Source organism: Type-D symbiont of Plautia stali (assembly GCF_001485335.1).
Lineage (GTDB): Bacteria > Pseudomonadota > Gammaproteobacteria > Enterobacterales > Enterobacteriaceae > Pantoea > Pantoea vagans_C.
The window spans coordinates 18316-40854 of record NZ_BBOC01000051.1; the positions used below are offsets into that span (position 1 = coordinate 18316).

A 22539-nucleotide genomic window follows, 5' to 3' on the forward strand; every position below is an offset into this window, starting at 1 on the left:
GATGCAATACGCTGACTATCTCATCGCGTCACTCAGCAGCTTACAACAGACACTGCAAAGCGGCGCTGTCACTTCGCGCCAGCTGACAGAGTTTGCGCTGCAACGCATCGCGGAGGTGGATCAACCCCGTTACAACGCCATCACCTGGTTGTTTGCCGAGGAAGCGTTGGCAGCAGCCGATGCCAGTGACGCACAGCGCCAGCGCGGAGAAGCGTCAGGGCAACTGGCCGGTATTCCTGTGCTGATCAAGGACAATATTGAAGTCAAAGGGTGGCCTACCAGCGCCGGTTCGGTGCTGCTACGTGACGTTATTGCCCACAAAGACGCGCCGCTGATCACCACGCTGCGCCAACAAGGCGCGATTTTAATCGGCAAAACGGCAATGCATGAACTGGCTGCAGGAATCACTGGTGCCTCATCGCTGAGCGGATTCACCCATAACGCCTGGCGCGAAGGCCGATCGCCGGGCGGATCGAGCAGTGGTTCGGCGGTGGCCGTTGCTGCTGGCTATGTGCCGCTGGCGATCGGCAGTGATACCGCAGGTTCGGTACGTATCCCCGCTGCGTTTAATGGGTTGTTCGGCTTGCGTATGACGCGCGGCGCACTCAGCACTCAAGGTATTGTGCCGCTCTCTCCGACGCAGGATATTCCCGGTCCGCTGGTGCGCAGTGCCGCCGACCTGCGCATCGCCAGTGAAATCTTGAGCGGACAGCACTTTGCGCGCGAAGGTGAAACGCTGCGAGTGGGCATCTGGCAGGAAGGATTTGCCACCGATGAGCACGAAATTAATCAGGCCGTGTATGCCGCGGTTAACGGGTTCGCACCGGAGACGGTCAGCTGGCCACAGCTGGAATCCCTTGCTGCAGAAGCCAACATTATTGGCTATGAGTTTGCGGAAGCCCTGGCCGGATACCTGGCGGACAAACCGTGCGCGCAGTTTCATACCTTGCAAGAGATTGCCGCCTCAGAGCTTTACCATCCCCAGTTGACCACTGTGTTTAAAACCCGTGCCGCACATCCGGGCACGGACAGTGCAGGTTATGCCACCGTGCAGCAACGCCAGCGCGATTTATATCAGCAGTTAGAAGCGATGTTCACGCAGCAGAATATCAACCTGTTGGCCTACCCGGTGGTACGCCACGCCCCGGTCAGGCATGGCGAGATGCAGGAAGGCAGTAATGCGTTGGTATCGGCGGTGACCGGTGCGCCCGCCATCAGTATTCCCGCCGGATTGAGTGATGACGGGATGCCGATTGGCGTCGAGTTGCTGGCACTGCGTGGCCGGGAGGATTTGCTGTTGCGGGCAGCGGAGGCTATCCAGGTGCGCATTAATGCGCACCCGACAGATAAATCGTGATGTCAGTGAAATCGCCATGGATGGCGAAGGCTTTTACCCGTGCAACTTCAGCCCTTTAATCGCCTTATCCACGGCCTTCTTCGGACCCCGGATCGCAATTCCCACCAGGTTCAGATTGTCGGCATCCTCCGCCATAAACACCTCGCGGTTGGCCGCATCATGACCAGTCGAGAACATCGCTTCCACATAGGGGATCAACGTCAATTCCCGCTCCAGCCCCTGCCGATGCGCGCGCTGTAACCCGGCCAAATCGCCAGCAAACACCAGCATCGGTTGGCCAGCCATATTGCCATACTGACGCCCATCAGCATCGACATAAGGCTCGCCCATCATCTCGGGCGCGGCGGACGCCACACCGGTGGCGAGAAATGCCACCACATTCAGGCGCTGCCAGGTGGCTAAATCATCACGAACAATCAGGGCAATTTTGGTATCAAACATCTGCAACTACTCTCTGCTAAGGTCGAAAACCTTATCATCGATGAGCGGATGCTGCTGGAGATAGAACGTTTGTGCACTGACGTTGATAAGATGCAGGCGTCATACGATAGGCACGCTGGAACCAGCGGCCCAGGTGGCTTTGATCGGCAAAACCGACTTGCGCTGCCACATTCACCGGTTCAATGCCCTGCGCCAGTAACATGCGCGCGCTACGTAGGCGAAGGCGCACCAGATAAGCATGCGGTGATTGACCAAATGCCTGCTTAAACTGGCGCGTCAACTTGAAGCGATCAATCCCTGCCAGCCGTGACAGCTCATCCAGCCCGACATCCTGCGCCATAAAGTCATGCAGGTAGTCACGCATCAGCTGCATCTGCTGCATCGCTTCGCCCTGCTGCGGGCTGGGTCGGGTATCAAGATGGCGGGAAAGCATCGTCATCAGATGATCAAGACTCTGATCGCGTGCCAGCCGCCCTTCATTGTGATGCACCGTAAACCAGGCTTGCTGAATGGCGCTGGCCAACAACGCATCATCGGTGAGCGTATGGCGGAACGCCCCTTCTATGTTCGCCACATCACCCAGCCCACGCTGCTGCATCATCTCCGCCACCCAATGTTGTGGCAGATACAGCATCACGTAGGTGAAGCCTTCCGCATCCGGTGCGTGACCATCATGAACCGCGCCCGGTTCAATCAGAATGGCGCGGCCTGGCGAGCTGGTATGTAGGGAACGATGGCAGTTAAAGCGCTGCAAACCCTGCTGCGTCACACCGACCAGTAACTCGTCATGATCGTGCGGATCGTAAGCGTGCCCGCGAAAATGCGCGTTTACGCTTTCGATTCCGGTTTCATCATCACGACGAAAATCGACCCAATCGTTGTTGGCTGGCATGCAGGGATCTCAAGGCTTTAATGGTCGGGAACTATCAGGCATAGCCTAGCAGCCAAAACCATCCATAATCCAGCGGTAACAGCACCAGCACGCTAAAGATAAACACCAGCACGCAGAGTGATAATCCGGCTTTGGCTGGCACGTTACCCAGCCCCATGGCCACCACCACGGGCGAAGCCTGATAAGGCAATAAGGGCGTGGCGTAAGCGAAGACCTGCAACATCACCACACTGATCAGTGAAAAGCCGGAAGCGGTTGCCAGTTCTTGTGCCATCGGCGTCACCATCGCTGGCACACCATTTGCCGTCAGCACAAAGTTGAGTAGAGAGACCAGTGCGTTGAGCACCGCAAAATTACTGAATGAGGGATGGTCCTGCAGAGGCAAAACGCTAAGTAATGCATTGGCGATCAGACGCCCGAGCCCTGAATCCACCACTACCGTTGCCACCCCGAGAATGCCGGCAATATAAATGCAGGTGCGGAAATTGACGCCGCTGGCGAACTCATCCCCAGAGAGAAAACCAATCCGGGGCAGCAGACAAATACAGGCGGCAGCCAGCCCGACCCAAGCCGCTGATAACCCATGCAGACTGTCGGTCATCCACAACAGTAAGGTTACGGCGAGCAGCCCGATAAGCCGCCATTCACTGGCGCTTAAAGGTTGGGATGGATCACGATGGCTTACCGGCTGCGGCCTGGCACGAAACAGCAGCAGGATACAGCCAATCAGCACCAGCGCCTTACCCAGCCCCACCACCGGCATGTGCAGCAGCCACCACGGCATCCATTGTAAATGGAGTTGCCAGGCACTCTCGGCGGCCCCGCTCAGCACCAGATTAGGCACATTGGCCGGGAGAATGCTGGCAGAGAGCTGGAAAGTACCGAATCCGACGGCCAGCGCCAGCCCAATACTGCCACGGCTACCGGGTGTAATCCCCGCCCGCTCACCCAGCGCCAGCACCACCGGCATCAGCAGGGCAATACGCCCCATGTTGGAGGGCATCACCAGCGCCAGTAAATAGGTTAACGCGATGGTGCCCGCCACCATACGCGGCCAACTCTGACTCAGCGGCACCACCAGCCAGTTAGCCCACCGCTGCGCCAGGCCGACTTTACGAATCGCGGCACCCAGCACAAAACCGCTCAGTACCAGCCAGAAGGCCGATGAGGCGAAACCACTAAAAATGGTGCGCGTGGGTGCGATGTTGAGTAGCGTGGCCGCCGCGTAAAACAGCAGCGCCGTCAGGTATTCCGGTAAGCGCGCGCTGGCCCACAACAAGATGGTGATGCCTACCACTGCAGTGGTAAGCCAGAAATGCAGATCTACGGCCACTGGCTGAACTCCCTTTCATTAAACCGTCGCTCAAAGCCGCTAAGCATAGTGCAATTCCCTCTGCACAACGCGGTAACAGTTAACAGTTTGTTAAATTATTCAGCCAGTTTATCAACGCTTCGCTGCCCGGCTGGCTTCGCGATCGCTGCGGCCAGGCGAGGAAGTAGGGTTTGCTCAGTGGCAGGCTAAGTGCATCCACCACCACTAAATCGCCACGCGCCAGTTCAGCGGCGATTAGCCTTTTCTGCCCTAACAGCAAACCTGCACCGCTGACAGCGGCATCAATCGCCAGCGAAGTGAGATTGAAACTGAAGGCAGGTTGCGCTGCTGGCTCTGCCATCCCTTTGGCCTGATACCAGCTGCGCCAGTCCGGTAAAAAACGCCCCTCGTTGCCCCAGTCAAGATGAATCAGTGGCGCCTGCGTCAGTATGTCGTCCGCTGAATAGCGTTGGATTAACGACGGGCTTGCCACCGGTACGACCTCATCCAGAAACAGCCGCTGTTTATCGAGTTGCGGATAGCGGTCTTCCCCGAAACAGATGACAAAATCCGCGGGTGTGGCATTGAAATCGACCTGCGCGTGAGTGCCATGCAGGGATAAATCGATATCCGGGCAGTGCGCGCGCCACTGCGCCAGATGGGGTAACAGCCACTTTGAGGCCAGTGCAGGCAGTGAGTAGAGTGTGAGTTTTGGCATCGAGGCGACGTGGCGTAAGTTCTGCTGGCCGAGATGCAAAATGTCAAAGGCTTCCGTCACATAGCGCAGATACTCTTTGCCGGTGTCGGTCAGCATCACTCCACTCTGCGTGCGCACAAACAGCGCGCTGCCGAGTTGCTCCTCTAACTGGCGGATCTGCTGACTCACCGCTGCGGGCGTCAACGCCAGTTGCGCAGCGGCCTTCGCCAGACTGCCCAATTCTGCCGCCACCTTAAATGACTGAATAACGCTAATTTTAGGTAACCGCGGTGACTGAGCGGGCATTAAGGTTTCCTTAGCAGGTCGTTAAATTTATATCGTTACGCAGTAATTTATCAGCGAGTTACAGTCTAAATACACCTGTCATCATGAGAACTGCTGCTATGTCTGCACTGATCCGTTTCGATTTACACCCGTTAGACAACGCCGACTGGCGACGCGCTTGTCGCGATCAGCTTAACCAACAGGGTGCGCTGGTGTTACGCCAGTTTCTACAAACTGCGGCGCTACAGGCGATTATTGCTGAGGGTGATGCACAGCGCCACTTGGCCTATCACACCCTCAGTAAGCACAACGTTTACCTGATGAAAGCGGATGAGGCTTATAGCAGTGAACATCCACGCAATCGCGATGTGATCAGCACCAAAGGTTGCATCACTGATGATGTGATCGCCGCCGAATCGCCGCTGCGCCAGTTGTACAACGATGCCTTGTTTAAAGAATTCCTGTGCGATGTGCTGGGTGAAACCGCGCTGTATTCTTACGCCGACCCGCTCTCATCCATCAATTTGCACTACGCACCCGATGGACAGGAACTCGGCTGGCACTTTGACAACTCATCCTTTGCCATCACCCTGTTGGTGCAGAAACCGCGCGCGGGCGGCGTTTTCCAGTATGTGAAGGATTTGCGCGACGCCGATGCCGGAGAGATGAACTTCGACGGCGTCGCTGCGGTGCTGGATCAGCGTCAGCCGGTGGATGATCTGGCCATCGAAGCAGGCGATTTAGTGCTGTTCCGGGGGCGCAACTCGTTGCACCGCGTCACGCCTACCGAAGGCGACATCACGCGGATGCTGGCGGTGCTGGCCTACAATACGCAACCCGGCATCGCACTTTCCGAGACCGCCCGCATGACGTTTTACGGGCGCTTATGATGTTCCGCTAACAGCGCTTTCCAGCCGCGCACAAAAATTTGCTGGGTGCGAAACGCCACCAGATCGCGCCAGTCGCGGTCTGCGGGCCAAAACCCCTCCACCAACTGTTGTTTGATGGCGATCCCTTCCTCGCTCGCGGGGTCACCTTGCAAATGCAGCCAGTGATCGTCGCGCACCCGGCGATGCATCTCTTCACCCGCATAGGTGCCGCACTCCACCACCAACGGCAAGAGGTGCGTGTGTGGCAACGCATCCAGCAGATACTGAGAAACATAGCCTGTGGCAGTGGCCGTGACGCCGGTCTCACTGTCTTTGCCTGCGCCCGTAAACAGCAGCGTCAGCCATTCGCCATATACGCTTTTTCCCCATTGATGGGCAGCCACAGCCTGTTCGGCAATCGACAGCAACATCGGATGGCCCCAGGCACCCGCGCCGGTGTGCAAATCAAAGCTCAGAATGGTTTTCGCCTGCGACAAGTGGCGGGTGATAATGGTTTGCAGGGTGCGATGGGACCAGCCTGGCTGCTCACCACCATAGAAAAAACCGTCAGCTGAGTGATATTGCCCAGCTTCCACCACCCGCTTCATCGCTAACCACCCGGCACTGCTGAGGGTCTCTTGCAGCAATTGGTCGGCTTCAACACGATCGCCGTGGTAGATACCGTGCCAAGCGGCATACTCCGGGTTAGCCGGTGGAGATTGGGTGAAATCAATGAAGTTGCGGTTCAGGTCGATATTGTCTTCATTGACGCGACGCAGGTGGGCCGCACCCCACGGGTTCAGCAGATGCAAAAGCACTATCGCGGTGTCATCGGGTAGCGCGGTGAGATTGAAGCGACTGAGCCAGTCAATCTGGCTATCAGAACCGTAGTAGCCTTCCACTCCGTGAGTGCCAGAGATCACCAACATCAGCTTAGTGGCGTTGGCATTTCCTATCACGGCAACATCGGTGTAAAGCGCCTCACCTTGTGGACCGTACAACGGATGTTTGTAAGAGGTTAACGCGCCATTTTGCCGCTCGACGGCGGCGAGAAAACGGGCGCGTTGTGATGCGTAATGCGGTAGTGCAGGCATGGTTATTCCTGTTCGGGTATATCGCTTACGGATACACCTTGAATTTAAAATACTTCTTCGCTAATTGATCGTAAGTGCCATTGGCGTGCAGCGCTGCCAGCGCGCTATTGATCAGTTTCAGGTTAGCTTCATCGTCCTTACGCAAGGCAATCCCGACGCCATCACCAAAGATGGTTTTGTCCACCAGCGTGGCTTTGATGGTAAAATCTTTACCTTCGGGGCTGCCTAAGAAGCCCTGCTCAGCAGAAACGGCGTTGGCGACGCTGGCATCCAGACGCCCCGCCACCAAATCTGGATAGACTTCCATCTGATTAGGATACGACACCACATTCACGCCCTGCGAAGCCCATTTGGTTTTGGCATAGGTTTCCTGGATGGTGCCTTGCGCAACGCCAATGGTCTTACCGCGCAGCGTGGAGATATCTGCGGTGAGCTTGCTGTCTGCGGGCGTCAGTAATGCGCTGGGGGTGTTGTAAAGCATGTCACTGAACGCGACCTGTTCACGACGTTTGTTGGTCATCGACATCGCGGAAAGAATCGCATCAAACTTCTTCGCCTGCAGTGCCGGAATGCTGCCATCAAAGCCAATCTGTACCCACTGACACTTCACTTTGGCCTGAGCACAAATCGCATTACCAATATCGATATCAAATCCCTGCAGTGAACCATCGCTGGCTTTAGATTCAAACGGCGGGAAGGTCGGATCGACGCCAAAACGCAGCGTCTGCTCAGCGAAAGAGAGATGGCTGAACGCACTGAGTGAAAGCAGTAAGGCGAAGGACAAACTCTTTTTCATGATTATCTCCAGCAGGCAGGTTAAGGCATAACAGCATGCAGAGTTAATAACATGACGGGCGGATTACCACCACTGAAATGGCGGGTTTATGTAGAGTAAATTCTTATATTCGTTAATAGGTTAGCGGAATTTCATTCCCCATTAAGTTTTACTTAACCCCCCTTGTCATTCTTTTGTCATGATTCGCTCACCCTGATGTCAGAGCGCTTTTCATATCCTGTGCCCGAACCTTTCTTATCTGGAGCACACTGATGAAACTGAAAAAATTGACCCTGGCGGCAGGCATCTTGTTTGCCATGGCAGGCGGCGTGGCGCAGGCTGAAGCGCAACCGGTCAAAAATATCGTCCTGGTACACGGCGCCTTTGTAGGCGGCGCGGGCTGGCGTCCGGTGTATGACCGCCTGACTCACGACGGCTACAAAGTGACGCTGGTGCAGGAGCCACTGACCGGTTTTCCTGAAGATGTCACGGCCACCCGCCGTATCATTGATCAGCAGAATGGCCCGGTGATTCTGGTAGGTCACAGCTATGGCGGCGCGATCATCAGCGAAGCGGGTAACGACAACAAGGTGGTGGGTCTGGTTTACATCGCTGCCCATGCACTGGATAACGGCGAAACTGAAGCCAGTAACGGCAAGAAATTCCCCAATAGCGCGCATCCTTTTGCAAAATCAACTGATGGCTACCTGACCATTGCGCCGGAAAATTATCACAGCGATTTCGCCGCAGATTTACCGGCAGCCCAAGCGGATTTCGAAGCCCATGCGCAGATGCCAACCAATGCTGCGGTGTTCACCGCCAACATCCCAGACCCGGCGTGGAAAACCAAGCCTAGCTGGTACATGGTGGCGAAAGCTGACAAAATCATTAACCCCGATCTGGAACGCATGTACGCGAAACGCGCGCACAGCCACACCGTTGAAATTGCCGGTGCCAGTCATTCGGTGTACGAGTCGCATCCTGCTGATGTGGCAAAACTGATTGAACAAGCCGCTCAGCAGGCACAGCCTTAATATCCCCTATCCCGCCCGGAGATACGCATGAAGATTTTGGTGGTTGAAGACGAAGCCAAAGCACGCGATTACATGCGCAAAGGATTGACGGAAGCGGGATTTATCGTGGATGTAGCGGAGAAGGGTCAGGATGGTTTGTTCTATGCGCAGGAGCATCATTACGACCTGATTCTGCTCGACGTGATGATGCCCGACATGAGCGGCTGGGACGTCATGGCCGCGCTGGACAAGCAAATTCATACCCCGGTGATTTTCCTGACCGCTAAAGGCACCGTGGAAGATCGCATCAAAGGTCTTGAATTAGGTGCGGATGATTATCTGGTGAAACCCTTTTCATTTGCTGAACTGCTGGCGCGCGTCCGCACGCAACTGCGACGCGGCGGCCAGCAGAAATTACCGGATTTACTGACACTTGCCGATCTGCAACTCGATATCCTGAAGCGCCGGGTTGAACGCGCGGGTCAGCGTATCGATCTCACCAACAAAGAGTTCAATCTGCTGCATCTGTTTCTGCTGCATCCCGGTGAAGTGTTGACCCGCACCGTGATTGCTTCTCGCGTTTGGGACATGAACTTTGACAGCGATACCAACGTGGTGGACGTAGCGGTTAAACGTCTGCGACAGAAGATCGACGGTCCATTTGCCCAACCGCTGATTCACACTGTGCATGGCGTGGGTTATCGCTGCGAAGCGGAATCATGAAACAACGCTCGCTGGCCACCCGTTTGTCGCTGCTGCTCAGTGTCACGGTGATGGTGATCTTCGCCCTGAGTGGCTTTGCACTTTATCACTCTCTGGCGAAGCAGATTGGCGTGCGCGATGACGCTGCGTTACTGACGCGCATCGATCAGATTCGCACCCTGCTGCGCGATGAAGATGCCATCACTCTGATTCAGCAAAAACCACGCTTGTTTGCCAATATGCTCGGCAATACCGAATCCCTGCTGGTGCTGCGTTTTCCCGGCCAGCCGCCTTTGATTGTGGTGAACCCCGGCGCACGCCCGGTGCCGGACATCATCCCGGTACCCACCGATCAACCTTTGGGTCTGGCATCCGTTCACCATCAAACCTCACCGGACGGTACACCTTTTATTTCTGCAGCGGCGTTAGTCACCACCCGCGATGGTAGCGGGCAAATTGAAGTCATCACCGGCCGTTTGATGAGTGACAGAACGCAAACGCTGAATAGCTATCGCGACCAGATCATTGTGTTTACCGCACTGGCCGCATTATGGGTGGCGGGGATCAGTATTTGGCTGGTGCGGCGCGGTCTGTCTCCTCTGCGTCGGTTGGCCGCAGAAACCGATGCCATCGATGTCCGACGCTTGTCACACCGTATTCAGTCAGACGATGTGCCGATGGAGCTGCAACCGTTGGTGGCTGCCTTTAATGAAATGCTCAGCCGCCTTGAAGGGGGCTATCAGCAACTGAGCCAGGTTTCGGCGGACATGGCGCACGATCTCCGCACACCGATTGGCACCCTGATAGGCCAGACAGAAGTGGCGCTGAGTCAGCCACGCAGCGTGCGTGATTATCAGGCACTGCTCGGCTCCAATTATGAAGAGCTGGAGCGGCTGGCGAAGATGATCGATAACATGCTGTTTCTGGCGAAAGCGGAAGATGCCAGCCAGGCCATGGACTGGCAGGTCATTGACCTGGCGCAGTTGGGGGAAAAATTGCGGGATTACTTTGATGGTATGGCAGAAGAGCACGCCATGCGTTTAGAGATGAAGATGCAAGGCGAGTTGCGCGCCGACCCACAGTTGCTGCAACGCGCGCTGGCCAATCTGATCGCCAATGCCCTGCGCTATGGTGAAGGGGGCTCCACCATCAAAGTCGTGAGCACGGAGCAAGGCGAGAGCCTTGAGTTAATGGTAGAAAACCGAGGTGCGCCGCTCAGCGTCGAGCAGCAGTCACGTATTTTTGATCGCTTCTGGCGCGCCGATGCCTCACGACATCAGGGCAGCAGCGGGTTGGGCTTGTCCATTGTACGCAGCATCATGCGTTTGCATCACGGCAGTTGTGCGGTGAAGAGCGAGCACGGGATTAACAGCTTTAGTTTACGCTTTCCGCGTTAACTAAAGCTGGATTCCAGTAGGGGCGCCCCCGCAATGAGATGGGCGTCCTGAAGGCCGCACCCGACAAAAACCGTGTGGGATCGTCGTAGGGTTGCCATTTATGGCGACCAAAACGCGCCTAACTGACAAGCATTACCGTTTCATGCATTCATCAAATAAACGTGAAAATCTCGTCACGCGGCAAACGCGATTTTGGCAGCGCAGCATTGAAATCGTCTTCACTGCGATAGCCAAGCGACACCAGCACTACACTGGTGAAACCCTTTTCACGCAGGCCCAGTGCCTGATCCAACGCGCGCTGATCAAAACCTTCCATCGGCGTGGCATCAATACCTAACATCGCCGCGCCCAGTAACAGGCCGCCCAGTGCCAGGTAAACCTGTTTCTCCATCCACTGCGGAATATCGCGTTGTTCATAGCGATGCATATCAACATAGCCACGGCGGCTCTTATCCTGCCCGGCTTTGCCTTCAGGTTTGGCAAAACGTCCGTCCTGCTCTTCCTGCGCCAGCACATTTTGCAGATGCGCTTCATCCAGATCGGTACGCATGCAAAGGGCAATCACATGAGACGCGTTGAGCACTTTGGGGCCGTTATAGACAAACGAGCCGGTAGTGGATTGCGCAATCTGCTCACGCCCTTCTGCGGTTGAGGCCACTACAAAATGCCATGGCTGGGAGTTCACCGAGGACGGGCTGTTACGCAGCACGTTCAACAGCGTGTCGATTTCTTCCTGCGGCAAGCTTTTACCGGCTGTAAAGGCTTTCACGGTGTGGCGACTTGCCACTGCGTCGTTCAGAGTCATGTCATTCTCCTGATTTAAGTTGTGCAATAAATTACGCCACGGCAGCAGCATCCATAAACCAATTGTGTTTCAAAAGGTTAAAAACCGCTGAGTACAATCTTGCCGCGTGCTCGACCGCTTTCAATCAGCGCATGTGCTTTGCGCAAATTAGCGGCATTGATTTGACCAAGATGTTCGCCAGCGGTGGTTTTCAGGGTCTGATCATCAATCAATTGGCTGACACGTTGCAAAATATCATGTTGGCGCTGCATATCGGCTGTCTGGAACAGCGAGCGGGTAAACATCAGCTCCCAGTGCAGTGAGATGGCTTTGCGCTTCAGCGGTACCACATCCAACGTTTCAGGATCGTCAATCAACGCCAGCTTGCCCTGCGGTGCCAGCACATCCACCAGCTGCGTGTAATAGCTGTCGGTGTGGGTCAAAGAGGCGACATACCGCACCTGCGGATGGCCAATCGCAGCGAGCTGTTCAGCCAGAGGTTGCTGATGATTCACCACATGATGAGCCCCTAATTCACGCACCCACTGCGCCGTCTCTGGGCGTGATGCGGTACCAATCACGGTAAGGTTGGTGAGCTTGCGCGCCAGCTGTGTCAGGATCGAGCCCACACCGCCGCCAGCACCAATAATCAGCAAAGCCGCGTTGTCTTCAGCCTCAATCGCTAAGCGATCAAACAGCAGTTCCCACGCAGTGAGTGAAGTGAGTGGTAATGCAGCCGCATCGGCATCATTCAGTGAACGCGGTTTAACGCCAGCGATGCGTTCATCCACCAGACCATATTCCGCATAACTGCCGGCACGGGTGATATCCCCGGCGTAGAACACTTCATCCCCCGGTTGGAACAGGGTGACGTCACTGCCCACCGCCTCCACTACGCCCACGGCGTCCCAGCCCAAAATACGCGGCTTATCGGTGGGCGCGCCGTGACGCACTTTGGTGTCCACCGGATTCACCGCAGTGGCGCTGATCTTGACCAGCAAATCACGCGCACCGGGCTGTGGTTTAGCAACATCCAGATCGTACAGTGCATTTTCATCGGAAATCGGTAAACCGTTTTGGCTATAGACGATGGCTTTCATCCAGCAGTTCCTCAATTCATCAGCAAGTTAGGTAAGTTGCCTGAAGAATAACGTGGCGATTGCAGTTGAAAAATGCCGGTAGCAGAGCAACACTTTCACTCTTAGAGTGAAAATCAACGATAATAATGAAATGATCCGACTGGAAGATGTCACCCTCTTTGTCCGTTCCGCCGCGTTAGGCAGTTTTTCCCGCGCTGCGCGCGAGGTGAATTTGCTGCCCGGCCAGGTCAGCGCGGCCATTCTGCGACTGGAACGCGAACTTGATCGCCGCCTGTTTGCGCGCTCCACCCGCAGCCTGCGCTTAACCGCGGAAGGCGAGAAGTATTTGCCTTATGCCCAGGAGATGCTGGCGCTGATGCAGGCCGGTGCCGACAGTTTGCAGAGCCATGAAGATGAATTAAGTGGTGAGTTAAAAATCGCGCTGCCCTCAGATATCGGTCGCCATATTCTACTGCCGCTGATTACGGAATTTTGCCGTGAACACCCTGCTCTCTCCGTGCGTTTGTCGCTGTCCGACCAAATCAGCGACGTCTTCCGTGATCCGGTGGATATCGCCATCCGTTATGGCATGCTGGAAGACAGCAGCTATGTCGCGCTGCCACTGGCTGAAGATAACCGTCGAGTGATGGTGGCCTCTCCCGCTTACCTCGACCAACAGGGGCGTCCTGAAACGCTGGAAGAGCTGGCAAGACACCACTGTCTGCCGTTTGTTATGGGTGGCCACGTTTATGATAAATGGACGTTTCCACAGGAAGGCATGCGTAGGCAGATTACCGTAAAAAGCCGCTTACTGTGCGATGACGCTGAAGTCGCGCGTCGCTGGGCAATTGCTGGCATGGGTATCGCGTATAAATCATGGATTGATGTCTGTGAGGATATCCAACATGGCCGCCTCGAAATCGTGCTGCCACAACTGCCAGGCGAAAGCACGCCGTTGCATTTAATCTGCCCCCATCGCAAACAATTTTCCCCTGCTATTCGCGCTTTGCATGCAATATTAAGAACACATCTTCGTGTAATTACCGCTCGGTTGTGATCGCTGATGCTGTGCTAAGCGGCATTGAAGATTTATGCCGCACTGCCGATAGTCGTATCAGGCTTTTTCAAAGCCGTTCAAGCCCCTGTTTGTCGTTTAAAGGAGAGCAAGATGGATGTATCACAAATCGTTTCACTGGCGACCGGCCTGGATAACATGGAGCTCAGCAGTAAGGTGAGCACCTTGGTACTGAAGAAGACGCTGGATAATCAGCAATCGATGGCTGCCGGGATTTTGGATTCAATTCCACAGCTGCCAGCCAATCCGGCGATTGGTCGCAATATCAATACCACTGCCTGATACGTTATGACGTTGCCAGTACAACGTTGAGGACAACCTCGTTTATACACTCCCTACTCAGGGAGTGATTTAAACGGACGGAATGTGTTTATGTTATAACCCGCTTGTCAAAGCCCCGCCAGCCCCAGCATCACGTTGACGAAGCCTGCAGCGAGAAGAACACCGGCGGGTATAAGGTAATTTTTATCTTTCTTGATACGAGCAATATAAACCATTGCCATAGATGTGGTGATCATCGGAATGCCGATTTTTATAAATATAGACATAGTATACCTTCTCCCTGGCAATATCTTAATAGCTTATCAATTGTTCACAGCAGACTATACAAAATTTCGCGCTATCTTAATAGCCCTTTTTCGCTGCGAAATTCTCGTCTCGGTCGTCAATGAATACTGCATTATGCCAGTAACCAGCACTTGATACTTATTATATTTAAGATCCCTGTTCCTACATTGTTCTGGCAGTGATATTTTACATTATAATTTTAATTGACCACCCAAAATCACGTCAGCCTCTTGTAAAGTGACATCCAGTCCTGCTGATGGGGTAAAGGTCAATTCACCAAAAATCACCTGACCGTTTAGCAGGTAGAAGTCAGCCCTGACAAATTTGAAGTCGGTAGCCAACTTGAATGCATACTCTTTCATTTTATGAAAACCCTCAGGCATCTCAGGCAGTTGATTGTCATTGATTAATTCAATCGTATCCTCGAAAGGCAGCGGGTTCCAGTCCATGTCAAAATAATAAAACTTGGGCGTTCCTTTCTCACGGCCGATGCAGACCATCACCGCGTAGGGCTTGCCATTGAAGCAGTAAAATTTATAGTCATCCGGAAAACCACCGGACTCATTCTCGATGAACTTTTCACATAAAATTTTTCTTTCTATCTTCTTGTACTGCGGTTCAACAAAATGTGAGGAGAAATCTTGCTTCAACCATTCATTCAGCTTCTTATTGGTTTTTTCAACATCCAGCGACGACTTGTTATCACAGATGATGTTATAGCCTGCACCATGATTGCATTTCATGGCAAATTTTTCAGGCAATGCATCATAGTCGATCGCTTGCGGGTTATCGTACACACCGTACAGTTCATTGAGAATTTCCCCACAACCTTTAGAGATAATGTACTCTCTGACCTTATACTTATCCGCACACAGGGTGTAGATATCTCCCTTATACTCATTGAACTTAAGCCACTGGATCTTTTCATTGAAATTGGTCGGATTCCTAAGGTTTAACTTCTTCTTAAACTTTATGTAATAGTGCGCCTTTGCAGAAAATTCAGGGGAGATATTCGCACTAAACTTTAGCGCGGACTTAACTGTGTGTTTTATCATTTTCATATAAATTATCTCAGTTTAAAAACATTAAGATGCATGTTGATGATGGTTCTGTTTTTGAAAAAATAATTAAGCAGCGTGCATGACATTATTTCGACGATCAAAAAGCAATACGCAGCACCATTGATGCCGAATGACTGAATCATTATCCAGGACAAGGGGATGGTTAACACACAACACAAACACATTTTCTTCGCGAGGTAGCTGTAACCCGACTCTTTAATCATGTAGCGATAGCAAATTGTTCCTAATGAGGAGAACATTGTTCCGACAATGATAATCGGAATAATATCAACGGCCTTCATAAAACGGTCGCCATAGAGGTAATGGATAAAATACCCGCCAAACAGATAAAATCCTCCCAGCGCAACCAGCGAGCACAGGATGACAATTCTGTTTATCTTAACCAGCAGTTCCCGCACGGTGCTGGGGTTTTTCTCACTGTAAATTTTCGAGAAAAAGCTGGTGATGAGCGCTAACACAATAAATGACCAGGCACCACCTATGGTTAACGCTACGCTATAAACGCCCAAATTAGAATACGAAATTATTTTCGCTAAAAAGATGCTGGATATTTGGGTATATATGTCTGCAGATATACTCGATAAAATTAATGCTCCTCCTGTATAGAGCATGTGCCGGTTATACATTCCGGCCCCTCTAGTGCTTTCTTTTATGGGCGTTGTATACTTAAAGTAAACCTGCCGCATGATATAAGGCATTAAAGGGATGATAATGATAGGTAGCGTGAAGTAGTAAACAGGCAACTCAAAGTGAGCAATACAGAATCTCACCAATAACGCAACCGACAGGCCGATAACATTTGTTATGGTGTTTATTTTTGATTTGAGCTGTGTGTTGTTATAGATAGAAAAAAAATCCATCACAATATAGTAAGTGGCAATGCAGTTCGCCACACCAAACAAAAAAACAATGGGGTCAGTAAAAAAATAGAGATAAATGAGCACTGCACTTGATGACAGCAGAAAGAAAATACGGCGTTGGTTCTGAGTATGCATCGCTAATGCGATGCCAGACTTGGTATTTTCGCTCATGCGTTTGAACAGAATGTTCTGACCGCCAAACCAGGACAATGTTTGTACAAAGATGAAAAGTGAGGTCGAGATGGCGATCTTACCAAAGTTGTCAGGTCCAATATATTTAGCCATGACTGAGTTGATATAAATCAGCCCGATAATGTTCACTGACTTTTCCAGCATGATCCATATTGCGTTTGAGTACATTTCATATCTCGCAGATGCATATACTTTGTTAATGTGATGTACCTTTTTACTTTCCTCATCACCCCCTTTTCTAAAGAAATGTAAAGTTAACCTATCCATGTTCAAATCACGCACTTGCTTACATTTCACTTATAATTTCTTAGCACGCTCATTTTATTTGGTTGACAGTGTGGCGGCATATAAAAAAATAGTGAAGGCTTTTTTTGACTTATCAGAATTATGACGGGAACAATCTGAAATTGAGACCACCTATAATTTTACAGTTATCATCACACCCACCAATTGAGACTTATTAATCACTTGAACATCGCTAATAATCAAGAGGGTTAAAGTCATACTCTCGGTGAAATTGATGGCTACACTTTATTCATGGGTGGCACTTCTGCTATCGCGAAGTGTTTATTGCAGAAATATCACTAAACTAATACAACTCCGTGAAAAAATGCGTATATTTCGTGACAAGGATCATATTTCATAATTTTATTCTCGCGCTGTATTTTGTTCTAAGATATTACCAACTGGAATACGAGAGATTAAGCATGAACCACGAAAAAGAAGCCGACCACATTATCGATCTCTACCGTACAGGTGCGGACATCTGGGATAACCTGCGCCAGACGCATTTTATTGAGCAACACTGGCTGGATCGTTTTCTGGCGCTGATTCCGGCCCAGGGTGAGATTCTCGATATCGGCTGCGGCGCAGGCATACCGATTGCGCAGTATTTTCTAAGTCATCAATTTCATGTAACCGGAGTGGATGCAGCAGAACCGATGATTGCCCATTGCCAAAAACGATTTCCTCATTCTGCCTGGCATGTAGCCGATATGCGGAGTCTGGCTTTATCGCGCTCATTTAACGGTCTTATCGCCTGGGACAGTTTTTTCCATTTAACGCGCGACCATCAACGCGCGATGTTTCCGCGCTTCGCCCAGCATGCAAAACCGGGCGCAGCGTTGATGTTTACCAGTGGGCATAGCGATGGTGAAGCGATGGGGACCTTCATGGATCGCCCCCTCTATCATGCCAGTCTCGATCACGCCGAGTTTCGCCAGTTGCTGACAGATAACGGCTTTAGGGTCGTTCAACAAGTTACTGAAGATGCCACCTGTGGTGGGCGGACTGTATGGCTGGCGCAGTATAGAAGTGGCTGAATTTCGAGCGGCCTGCAGGCCGCACCCTACGAACAAACTCAGGCTAAATCATCTTACAGGGTAAATTCTACATGATCGCCGCCGGGCATATTGACCCCAATGGTAAGCTGGCCCCCTAACGCTTCAACGTAACGTTTGAGTGTCGCTATTTTCAGATCTTCACCCCGCCCTTCAATCGCGGCGACTGAAGGCTGGGCAATACCCATTGCTTCTGCCTGCTGTTTTTGCGTTTTATCCAGCGCTTCACGAAGTTTGTACAACTGAGAATCGAGTCGCATAGCGGCAACTTTAGCATTTACCTGTACGAGCTCTTCAGGCGTCAAATCAGCCATTAGATCATCTATCGTTTTCATTTTTAGCCCTTACCAGTTGTGACAAGTGTTTTTGATATTCCTGGCCAGTGGTGATTTAGATAAAGGATATACATTACAGTCTATATCGAAGATTTCATCTATTTAGGCCCATACCTTCTTGTTACTGGAACCCAGTTCAAATCAGGAAGGTTGAAATGATGCAAAGCTTTGGTGGAATGTGACTCATATTGCATATTTATCGGGGATTTTGAATTCTCCGCCTCTACTCCTTTTCCGGCGCAAACACCTCCAGTGCCCGTGCAATCAAGCGGTAGTGGGCAGGCGTGCGGCCAATGATCTCACCATCGGCATTGATATCATGCGGACGGCGGGTGTTGAGGATGAATTCGGTGCCGCTTAAGGTACGCACATTGCCCCACCGGCCATGGGTGCCGCGTCTTAGCGAGGGGAATAACGCCAGCATCTGCCACCAGTGGCGCACTTCAAGACTATAGGCATCCAGCCGACCATCATCTGGTGCCGCATCCTTCTCAATCGTCATACCACCGCCGTAGAAGCGACCATTGCCCACTGAAAACTGCACGGTTTTGATCGCCTGTTGCTGGCCGTCAAACTGCAACGTCGCACTGAACGGACGACTCTGACGGAGTAAGCGTAAGGCAGCCAGTGCATAGCCGACTGTGCCCCACTTCTTCTTGGCTGCAGATGTCAGATTACGTGCCAGGCTGGCGGAAAAGCCCACGCTGGAGACGTTTAAAAACAGGTGGCCGTTGACTTCTCCGAGATCGATGCGACGCGTCTGCGCCGCCACAATAATATCAATAGCGGCGTCCAGCTGTGGGGGAATCCCCAGCGTGCGGGCAAAGTCATTGGCCGTGCCCAGGGGAAGGATGCCCAGCGGCAAATCACACTGCAACAAACCCTGCGCAGCGGCATTCAGGGTGCCATCACCGCCGCCGACGATGACCATATCCACCTCATGCTGATGCGCGATGATCAACTCACTGTAACTGCGTTGCTCATCCTCATGCGGCGTAATTAATGTGAAACCCGCCGATTGCAATTTGAGGTGCGCGTGTTGCGCCCACTGTTCACCACGACGCGCACGGCGATTGACCAGCAGCAGCGCACGCCGTTGCCCAGGTTGAGCACCCTGCATTGTCATTTTCTTTGCTTCCTTATATATCCAGTGACTTCCAGCGAAAGTAAACACAGAGCACCAGACTGACAATCTTCCTTAGATATCTTTACATCCAAATTCAGATTCATCTATATCACTAAGTTATTAAGAACGTCTTAAGATATTTGTGCTTCACTTATTGATTGGCGAACACCAGATTTGACGCATTGCGTTATCACAATACTCTCGATGAGGAAGGGTGAATTATGCTGATAAAACTGAAGCGAACCAGAACCCATATTGAAGATCGAAATCTTGCCCTCTGCCTGGCGACCTCAGCAGGCTTGCTGAACGCGATGGCGCTGGCGGCATTTGGTTTCTTTCCCTCACATATGTCTGGCAACATCTCGCAAATATCCAGTGATTTGAACGACATGGATATCCGGAACCTGAAAATTTTTATTGCGATGATTGGGGCATTTGTTAGCGGCGCGGTGGTCGCGCGCATCTCGGTGGTACTGGGTGTGATTAATGGCCTGCGCACCATATTCAGCTGTATTCTGCTGGCCGAAGGATTGCTGTTAATCCTGACGTCGTTATTTGAGATCTATTATTTCTCATCGAATAATAACGCTGAAATATTGTTGTTGCTCGCCTTCTTAATGGGTGTCCACAACTCCACCTCGACACAGCTCTCCAATGGACGGGTGCGCTCCACGCATATTACCGGCACCCTCACCGATGCCGGTATCTCAATGGGTTCGGTTTTTATCGCCTTATTACGCCGCGATCCGTCAAAAAATGTTCGAGCCTTTAAGCAGCAACTCAATACCCATCTTGTGACGATTTTCTCCTTCCTCACCGGCGGGATTGTCGGGCTGTTGATCTTCAACGCATTGGGTTTCGGCTCGCTGATGGGTCCAGGGCTGATTTTGGTGGTGATCGCCTCACTGTCGATTATTTTTACCCTGTTTAAAGTCAAAAACCGTCGACACGCGAAAGCGGTTGCCAGCTAGATGAAAAATGTTCCATAGCCAATCTCGTCCACTAGCGATATAACGGGGAAAAGGACAACCCCCATCGCAGAGGACAACATGGCGCTTTCACACGAACTGATATTGATTTACACCACCTATTTTGTGGCTACGGCCAGCCCCGGCCCAAGCAATATGGCGATTATGGGTACGGCAATGAAAAAAGGGCGCGGTGCGGCCCTGGCGCTGGCCAGCGGGGTGATTGGCGGTTCGATGATGTGGGCGCTGTTAGCAGCCTGTGGCGTATTAACCGTGCTGGCGACCTTTGCACAGCTGTTGATCGTGCTAAAAATCGGTGGGGGGTTGTATCTGTTATGGCTGGCGTTTAAAGCCGGCAAATCTGCCCTGCGCCGTCCTGATGCCACGGAGTTTATGGCCAGCGGCGAAAAACCCGCGTTTGGTAAATTATTCCGCCAGGGCATCCTGATGCATGTGGGCAATCCTAAAGCCATTCTCACCTGGGTGGCGATCATGTCTGTGGCATTAAAACCCGATGCTGCGGCCTCAACCTTGCCGATGATCATCGCGGGATGTGCAGGCATTTGCGTGCTGGTGTTCTGCGGCTATGCCGTATTGTTCTCAACCAGCGTGATGGCGGCATTTTATCGCCGTATTCGTCGCGGCCTGGATGCTTTGCTGGCGTGCTGCTTTGCGGTGGCTGGCTTAAAGCTGGTATTGAGTCGCAGTTAACGCGAAAGGGTGTGAGCACCGCCCACACCCTTTACAACATCACGAATTGTTAGGCGTGGAAGCCGGCGCTTCACTAAAGGCCGGTTTCTGGCGCGTCACAGAATACACCACGTTCTTCGGTCCCTTGTCATCAGTGGTGACGTCCACTGACGCAATGGTCACTTTGCCAAAACCAAACAGCGTCTGCACGTAGCCACCCACCTGGTGTTTACCTGCAGCGACGTGAATTTCTTTATTTTCGCCCTTCTGCAACAGACCTGCATCCTGGCCATCTACCGTGACATACACAGAAGAGCCGTCGTCAGTGCGTGTCACCAGATGCGATACGTTGATCACGGTGGGTCCGCTATCAAACTGGGAAGGAATGTTGTCATTCTCGATAGGTGCGGCAGCGGGCGCTTCAGCCTGTGCCGTAGCGCTGCTGTCTGCGGTGTGACGAGCACAACCGGTAAGCAGTATTGCAGCCGCCAATGCGGCTAATGTGAAACGAGAAACCATCGCGACAAAAAATCCTCTACTGAATGAGAAGCGTTTATTTTAGCGTGCCTCATGCAGTGATGACAGTCACATAAATCCAGTATTTTCCGAAATCCTGTTGCTGACGGGGTTAACCGGCATCAACCCGCACGGAAAGTGAAAGCGTGGACGCGTTTGAATAACATGGGGCGCACCAACATGCGCCCCAACCTTCTTTACCAGCTGTAGCTGACAGAAGCCACTATCGAACGTCCACTGCCATAGAAACAGGCACTGGTGTTGCTGCACGATGCCACGTAATGCTTATCCGCCACATTATTGACGTTGAGCTGCAGGGTGGTGCCTCGCAGTGAATTCGCCGCTTCACCCAACTCATACTTCGCCATCACGTCATACAAAGTGTAATGAGGCACTTTGTCCTGCCCCACTGAATCAGCCCATGCGGTGCCGGTGTAACGTACACCGCTGCCCAGCGTCAGGCCGTTAAGCGCGCCGTCGAGGAAGCTATAGCTTCCCCACGCCGAAGCGGCATGGCGGGGAATACTGGCTGGCGTTTTACCCACCTGCGCAGCGGTATTGCTCTGTTTGGTTTCGGCATCCGTAAAGGTATAGGCGGCCATCACCTTGATTTCTGGCGTGATTTGCGCGTGCGCCTCGGTTTCGATACCCTGCGACTTCACCTTACCAATCTGCTCGTTGTAGCCCAACTCGCTGTTGTAAGAGGTGATGTTTTTCTGGGTGATATCGAACGCAGAGACGGTAAACACCGCATCCCAGCCCACAGGCTGATATTTAACACCAATCTCCGTCTGTTCACCGGTGGTCGGTGCAAAAGGATCACTGCCCGGCGCGCCAGTGCTCAGGTTGGGTTCGAACGAAGTGCTGTAGCTGATGTACGGCGACAGGCCATTATCGAAGGCGTAGAGCAAGCCCGCGCGGCCGGTAAACTTGCTGTCGTTCTGTTGCGTGTTGGTGTTCTCAATACGGTCCTGAGTTCGCACTTCCGCCCAGTCCTGGCGCCCTGACAGCAGCAGGTTCCAGTTATCCCATTCCAGCTGATCCTGTAAATAGACGCCGACTTGATCGAGCTTCTTGCGCGTGCTGGTATT

General features: G+C 52.5%; 25 protein-coding genes. 10 read left to right on the forward strand and 15 right to left on the reverse strand.

What is annotated here, in order from left to right; translation table 11 throughout:
• Position 1 precedes the first annotated feature (1 nt).
• On the forward strand, positions 2-1357 hold the full coding sequence (locus PSSD_RS16285) for an amidase (protein WP_058972942.1): 1356 nt from the start codon (positions 2-4) through the stop codon (positions 1355-1357).
• 33 nt (positions 1358-1390) lie between these two features.
• On the opposite strand, the gene PSSD_RS16290 is transcribed toward PSSD_RS16285, so the two are convergent.
• The 4 genes from PSSD_RS16290 to PSSD_RS16305 all read right to left on the reverse strand — a co-directional run bounded on the left by PSSD_RS16290 (position 1391) and on the right by PSSD_RS16305 (position 5005).
• Entirely contained in the window at positions 1391-1798 is a 408-nt protein-coding gene (locus PSSD_RS16290) for a DUF2000 family protein (RefSeq protein WP_058972943.1), read from the reverse strand.
• 34 nt (positions 1799-1832) lie between these two features.
• On the reverse strand, positions 1833-2690 hold the full coding sequence (locus PSSD_RS16295) for an AraC family transcriptional regulator (RefSeq protein ID WP_058972944.1): 858 nt from the start codon (positions 2688-2690) through the stop codon (positions 1833-1835).
• Positions 2691-2724: 34 nt separating this feature from the next.
• On the reverse strand, positions 2725-4023 hold the full coding sequence (locus PSSD_RS16300) for an SLC13 family permease (RefSeq protein ID WP_153011451.1): 1299 nt from the start codon (positions 4021-4023) through the stop codon (positions 2725-2727).
• 79 nt (positions 4024-4102) lie between these two features.
• Positions 4103-5005, reverse strand: a complete 903-nt coding sequence (locus PSSD_RS16305) for a LysR substrate-binding domain-containing protein (protein ID WP_058972945.1) — start codon at positions 5003-5005, stop codon at positions 4103-4105.
• Positions 5006-5103: 98 nt separating this feature from the next.
• On the opposite strand from PSSD_RS16305, the gene PSSD_RS16310 reads away from it, so the two are divergent.
• A complete protein-coding gene (locus PSSD_RS16310; protein WP_058972946.1) occupies positions 5104-5874 on the forward strand; it encodes a HalD/BesD family halogenase in 771 nt (256 codons plus the stop codon).
• Here the strand turns inward: PSSD_RS16310 and PSSD_RS16315 are convergent.
• Together PSSD_RS16315 and PSSD_RS16320 are read right to left on the reverse strand one after the other, a co-directional pair.
• Positions 5859-6947 carry a DUF2817 domain-containing protein gene (locus tag PSSD_RS16315; RefSeq protein ID WP_058972947.1) on the reverse strand — a complete coding sequence of 363 codons (1089 nt, stop codon included), beginning with the start codon at positions 6945-6947 and terminating at the stop codon, positions 5859-5861. The two genes, PSSD_RS16310 and PSSD_RS16315, sit on opposite strands and share 16 nt — an antisense overlap.
• A gap of 25 nt (positions 6948-6972) precedes the next feature.
• Positions 6973-7743, reverse strand: coding sequence for a transporter substrate-binding domain-containing protein (locus tag PSSD_RS16320; protein ID WP_058972948.1), 771 nt, complete (start codon positions 7741-7743; stop codon positions 6973-6975).
• Between the two features lie 251 nt (positions 7744-7994).
• On the opposite strand from PSSD_RS16320, the gene PSSD_RS16325 reads away from it, so the two are divergent.
• From PSSD_RS16325 to PSSD_RS16335, 3 genes are read left to right on the forward strand one after another with little or no spacing between them, the layout of a single operon-like run.
• On the forward strand, positions 7995-8756 hold the full coding sequence (locus PSSD_RS16325; RefSeq protein ID WP_058972949.1) for an alpha/beta hydrolase: 762 nt from the start codon (positions 7995-7997) through the stop codon (positions 8754-8756).
• 27 nt (positions 8757-8783) lie between these two features.
• Positions 8784-9458 (forward strand): heavy metal response regulator transcription factor, encoded by a 675-nt coding sequence (locus PSSD_RS16330; protein ID WP_058972950.1) that lies wholly within the window; start codon positions 8784-8786, stop codon positions 9456-9458.
• On the forward strand, positions 9455-10834 hold the full coding sequence (locus tag PSSD_RS16335) for a heavy metal sensor histidine kinase (protein WP_058972951.1): 1380 nt from the start codon (positions 9455-9457) through the stop codon (positions 10832-10834). Before PSSD_RS16330 ends, PSSD_RS16335 begins: the two co-directional genes overlap by 4 nt.
• 151 nt (positions 10835-10985) lie before the next feature.
• On the opposite strand, the gene nfsB is transcribed toward PSSD_RS16335, so the two are convergent.
• On the reverse strand, positions 10986-11639 hold the full coding sequence (gene nfsB / locus PSSD_RS16340; RefSeq protein ID WP_058972952.1) for an oxygen-insensitive NAD(P)H nitroreductase: 654 nt from the start codon (positions 11637-11639) through the stop codon (positions 10986-10988).
• A gap of 77 nt (positions 11640-11716) precedes the next feature.
• Positions 11717-12718 (reverse strand): zinc-binding alcohol dehydrogenase family protein, encoded by a 1002-nt coding sequence (locus PSSD_RS16345; protein WP_058972953.1) that lies wholly within the window; start codon positions 12716-12718, stop codon positions 11717-11719.
• Positions 12719-12848: 130 nt separating this feature from the next.
• Between PSSD_RS16345 and PSSD_RS16350 the strand changes: the two genes are divergently transcribed.
• On the forward strand, positions 12849-13754 hold the full coding sequence (locus PSSD_RS16350; RefSeq protein WP_058972962.1) for a LysR family transcriptional regulator: 906 nt from the start codon (positions 12849-12851) through the stop codon (positions 13752-13754).
• Between the two features lie 111 nt (positions 13755-13865).
• Entirely contained in the window at positions 13866-14054 is a 189-nt protein-coding gene (locus PSSD_RS16355) for a YjfB family protein (RefSeq protein ID WP_039331118.1), read from the forward strand.
• A 107-nt stretch (positions 14055-14161) separates the two neighbouring features.
• On the opposite strand, the gene PSSD_RS27785 is transcribed toward PSSD_RS16355, so the two are convergent.
• From PSSD_RS27785 to PSSD_RS16365, 3 genes are all read right to left on the reverse strand, one after another.
• Positions 14162-14320 (reverse strand): hypothetical protein, encoded by a 159-nt coding sequence (locus tag PSSD_RS27785; RefSeq protein ID WP_156138056.1) that lies wholly within the window; start codon positions 14318-14320, stop codon positions 14162-14164.
• Between the two features lie 210 nt (positions 14321-14530).
• On the reverse strand, positions 14531-15400 hold the full coding sequence (locus PSSD_RS16360; protein ID WP_058972954.1) for an ATP-grasp fold amidoligase family protein: 870 nt from the start codon (positions 15398-15400) through the stop codon (positions 14531-14533).
• Between the two features lie 5 nt (positions 15401-15405).
• Positions 15406-16641 carry an oligosaccharide flippase family protein gene (locus tag PSSD_RS16365; RefSeq protein WP_058972963.1) on the reverse strand — a complete coding sequence of 412 codons (1236 nt, stop codon included), beginning with the start codon at positions 16639-16641 and terminating at the stop codon, positions 15406-15408.
• A gap of 539 nt (positions 16642-17180) precedes the next feature.
• On the opposite strand from PSSD_RS16365, the gene PSSD_RS16370 reads away from it, so the two are divergent.
• The gene (locus tag PSSD_RS16370; RefSeq protein WP_058972955.1) at positions 17181-17795 is read left to right on the forward strand and encodes a class I SAM-dependent methyltransferase; all 615 of its coding nucleotides are present in this window, start codon (positions 17181-17183) and stop codon (positions 17793-17795) included.
• Positions 17796-17848: 53 nt separating this feature from the next.
• On the opposite strand, the gene PSSD_RS16375 is transcribed toward PSSD_RS16370, so the two are convergent.
• Together PSSD_RS16375 and PSSD_RS16380 are read right to left on the reverse strand one after the other, a co-directional pair.
• Positions 17849-18148 (reverse strand): XRE family transcriptional regulator, encoded by a 300-nt coding sequence (locus PSSD_RS16375; protein WP_058972956.1) that lies wholly within the window; start codon positions 18146-18148, stop codon positions 17849-17851.
• Between the two features lie 223 nt (positions 18149-18371).
• Entirely contained in the window at positions 18372-19274 is a 903-nt protein-coding gene (locus PSSD_RS16380) for a lipid kinase (protein ID WP_058972957.1), read from the reverse strand.
• Between the two features lie 221 nt (positions 19275-19495).
• On the opposite strand from PSSD_RS16380, the gene PSSD_RS16385 reads away from it, so the two are divergent.
• Both PSSD_RS16385 and PSSD_RS16390 read left to right on the forward strand, forming a co-directional pair.
• Complete coding sequence (locus tag PSSD_RS16385; RefSeq protein ID WP_058972958.1) at positions 19496-20245, forward strand: YoaK family protein; 750 nt, start codon at positions 19496-19498, stop codon at positions 20243-20245.
• Positions 20246-20323: 78 nt separating this feature from the next.
• Complete coding sequence (locus PSSD_RS16390) at positions 20324-20953, forward strand: LysE family translocator (protein ID WP_039331131.1); 630 nt, start codon at positions 20324-20326, stop codon at positions 20951-20953.
• Between the two features lie 39 nt (positions 20954-20992).
• Here PSSD_RS16390 and PSSD_RS16395 read toward each other — a convergent pair whose 3' ends face one another.
• Both PSSD_RS16395 and PSSD_RS16400 read right to left on the reverse strand, forming a co-directional pair.
• Positions 20993-21451: a hypothetical protein gene (locus PSSD_RS16395; RefSeq protein ID WP_039331132.1), complete on the reverse strand. Its 459-nt coding sequence runs from the start codon at positions 21449-21451 to the stop codon at positions 20993-20995.
• 194 nt (positions 21452-21645) lie between these two features.
• Positions 21646-22539 (reverse strand): TonB-dependent siderophore receptor (locus tag PSSD_RS16400; protein WP_153011452.1); only part of this gene is annotated, 894 nt, incomplete at its 5' end.

Excerpts from the sequence above, each read along its gene's own strand:
- PSSD_RS16285 (WP_058972942.1), top strand. The coding sequence starts at position 2 with ATGCAATACGCTGACTATCTCATCGCGTCACTCAGCAGCTTACAACAG.
- PSSD_RS16290 (WP_058972943.1), bottom strand. The coding sequence starts at position 1,798 with ATGTTTGATACCAAAATTGCCCTGATTGTTCGTGATGATTTAGCCACC.
- PSSD_RS16295 (WP_058972944.1), bottom strand. The coding sequence starts at position 2,690 with ATGCCAGCCAACAACGATTGGGTCGATTTTCGTCGTGATGATGAAACC.
- PSSD_RS16305 (WP_058972945.1), bottom strand. The coding sequence starts at position 5,005 with ATGCCCGCTCAGTCACCGCGGTTACCTAAAATTAGCGTTATTCAGTCA.
- PSSD_RS16310 (WP_058972946.1), top strand. The coding sequence starts at position 5,104 with ATGTCTGCACTGATCCGTTTCGATTTACACCCGTTAGACAACGCCGAC.
- PSSD_RS16315 (WP_058972947.1), bottom strand. The coding sequence starts at position 6,947 with ATGCCTGCACTACCGCATTACGCATCACAACGCGCCCGTTTTCTCGCC.
- PSSD_RS16320 (WP_058972948.1), bottom strand. The coding sequence starts at position 7,743 with ATGAAAAAGAGTTTGTCCTTCGCCTTACTGCTTTCACTCAGTGCGTTC.
- PSSD_RS16325 (WP_058972949.1), top strand. The coding sequence starts at position 7,995 with ATGAAACTGAAAAAATTGACCCTGGCGGCAGGCATCTTGTTTGCCATG.
- PSSD_RS16330 (WP_058972950.1), top strand. The coding sequence starts at position 8,784 with ATGAAGATTTTGGTGGTTGAAGACGAAGCCAAAGCACGCGATTACATG.
- PSSD_RS16335 (WP_058972951.1), top strand. The coding sequence starts at position 9,455 with ATGAAACAACGCTCGCTGGCCACCCGTTTGTCGCTGCTGCTCAGTGTC.
- nfsB (WP_058972952.1), bottom strand. The coding sequence starts at position 11,639 with ATGACTCTGAACGACGCAGTGGCAAGTCGCCACACCGTGAAAGCCTTT.
- PSSD_RS16345 (WP_058972953.1), bottom strand. The coding sequence starts at position 12,718 with ATGAAAGCCATCGTCTATAGCCAAAACGGTTTACCGATTTCCGATGAA.
- PSSD_RS16350 (WP_058972962.1), top strand. The coding sequence starts at position 12,849 with ATGATCCGACTGGAAGATGTCACCCTCTTTGTCCGTTCCGCCGCGTTA.
- PSSD_RS16355 (WP_039331118.1), top strand. The coding sequence starts at position 13,866 with ATGGATGTATCACAAATCGTTTCACTGGCGACCGGCCTGGATAACATG.
- PSSD_RS27785 (WP_156138056.1), bottom strand. The coding sequence starts at position 14,320 with ATGTCTATATTTATAAAAATCGGCATTCCGATGATCACCACATCTATG.
- PSSD_RS16360 (WP_058972954.1), bottom strand. The coding sequence starts at position 15,400 with ATGAAAATGATAAAACACACAGTTAAGTCCGCGCTAAAGTTTAGTGCG.
- PSSD_RS16365 (WP_058972963.1), bottom strand. The coding sequence starts at position 16,641 with ATGTACTCAAACGCAATATGGATCATGCTGGAAAAGTCAGTGAACATT.
- PSSD_RS16370 (WP_058972955.1), top strand. The coding sequence starts at position 17,181 with ATGAACCACGAAAAAGAAGCCGACCACATTATCGATCTCTACCGTACA.
- PSSD_RS16375 (WP_058972956.1), bottom strand. The coding sequence starts at position 18,148 with ATGAAAACGATAGATGATCTAATGGCTGATTTGACGCCTGAAGAGCTC.
- PSSD_RS16380 (WP_058972957.1), bottom strand. The coding sequence starts at position 19,274 with ATGACAATGCAGGGTGCTCAACCTGGGCAACGGCGTGCGCTGCTGCTG.
- PSSD_RS16385 (WP_058972958.1), top strand. The coding sequence starts at position 19,496 with ATGCTGATAAAACTGAAGCGAACCAGAACCCATATTGAAGATCGAAAT.
- PSSD_RS16390 (WP_039331131.1), top strand. The coding sequence starts at position 20,324 with ATGGCGCTTTCACACGAACTGATATTGATTTACACCACCTATTTTGTG.
- PSSD_RS16395 (WP_039331132.1), bottom strand. The coding sequence starts at position 21,451 with ATGGTTTCTCGTTTCACATTAGCCGCATTGGCGGCTGCAATACTGCTT.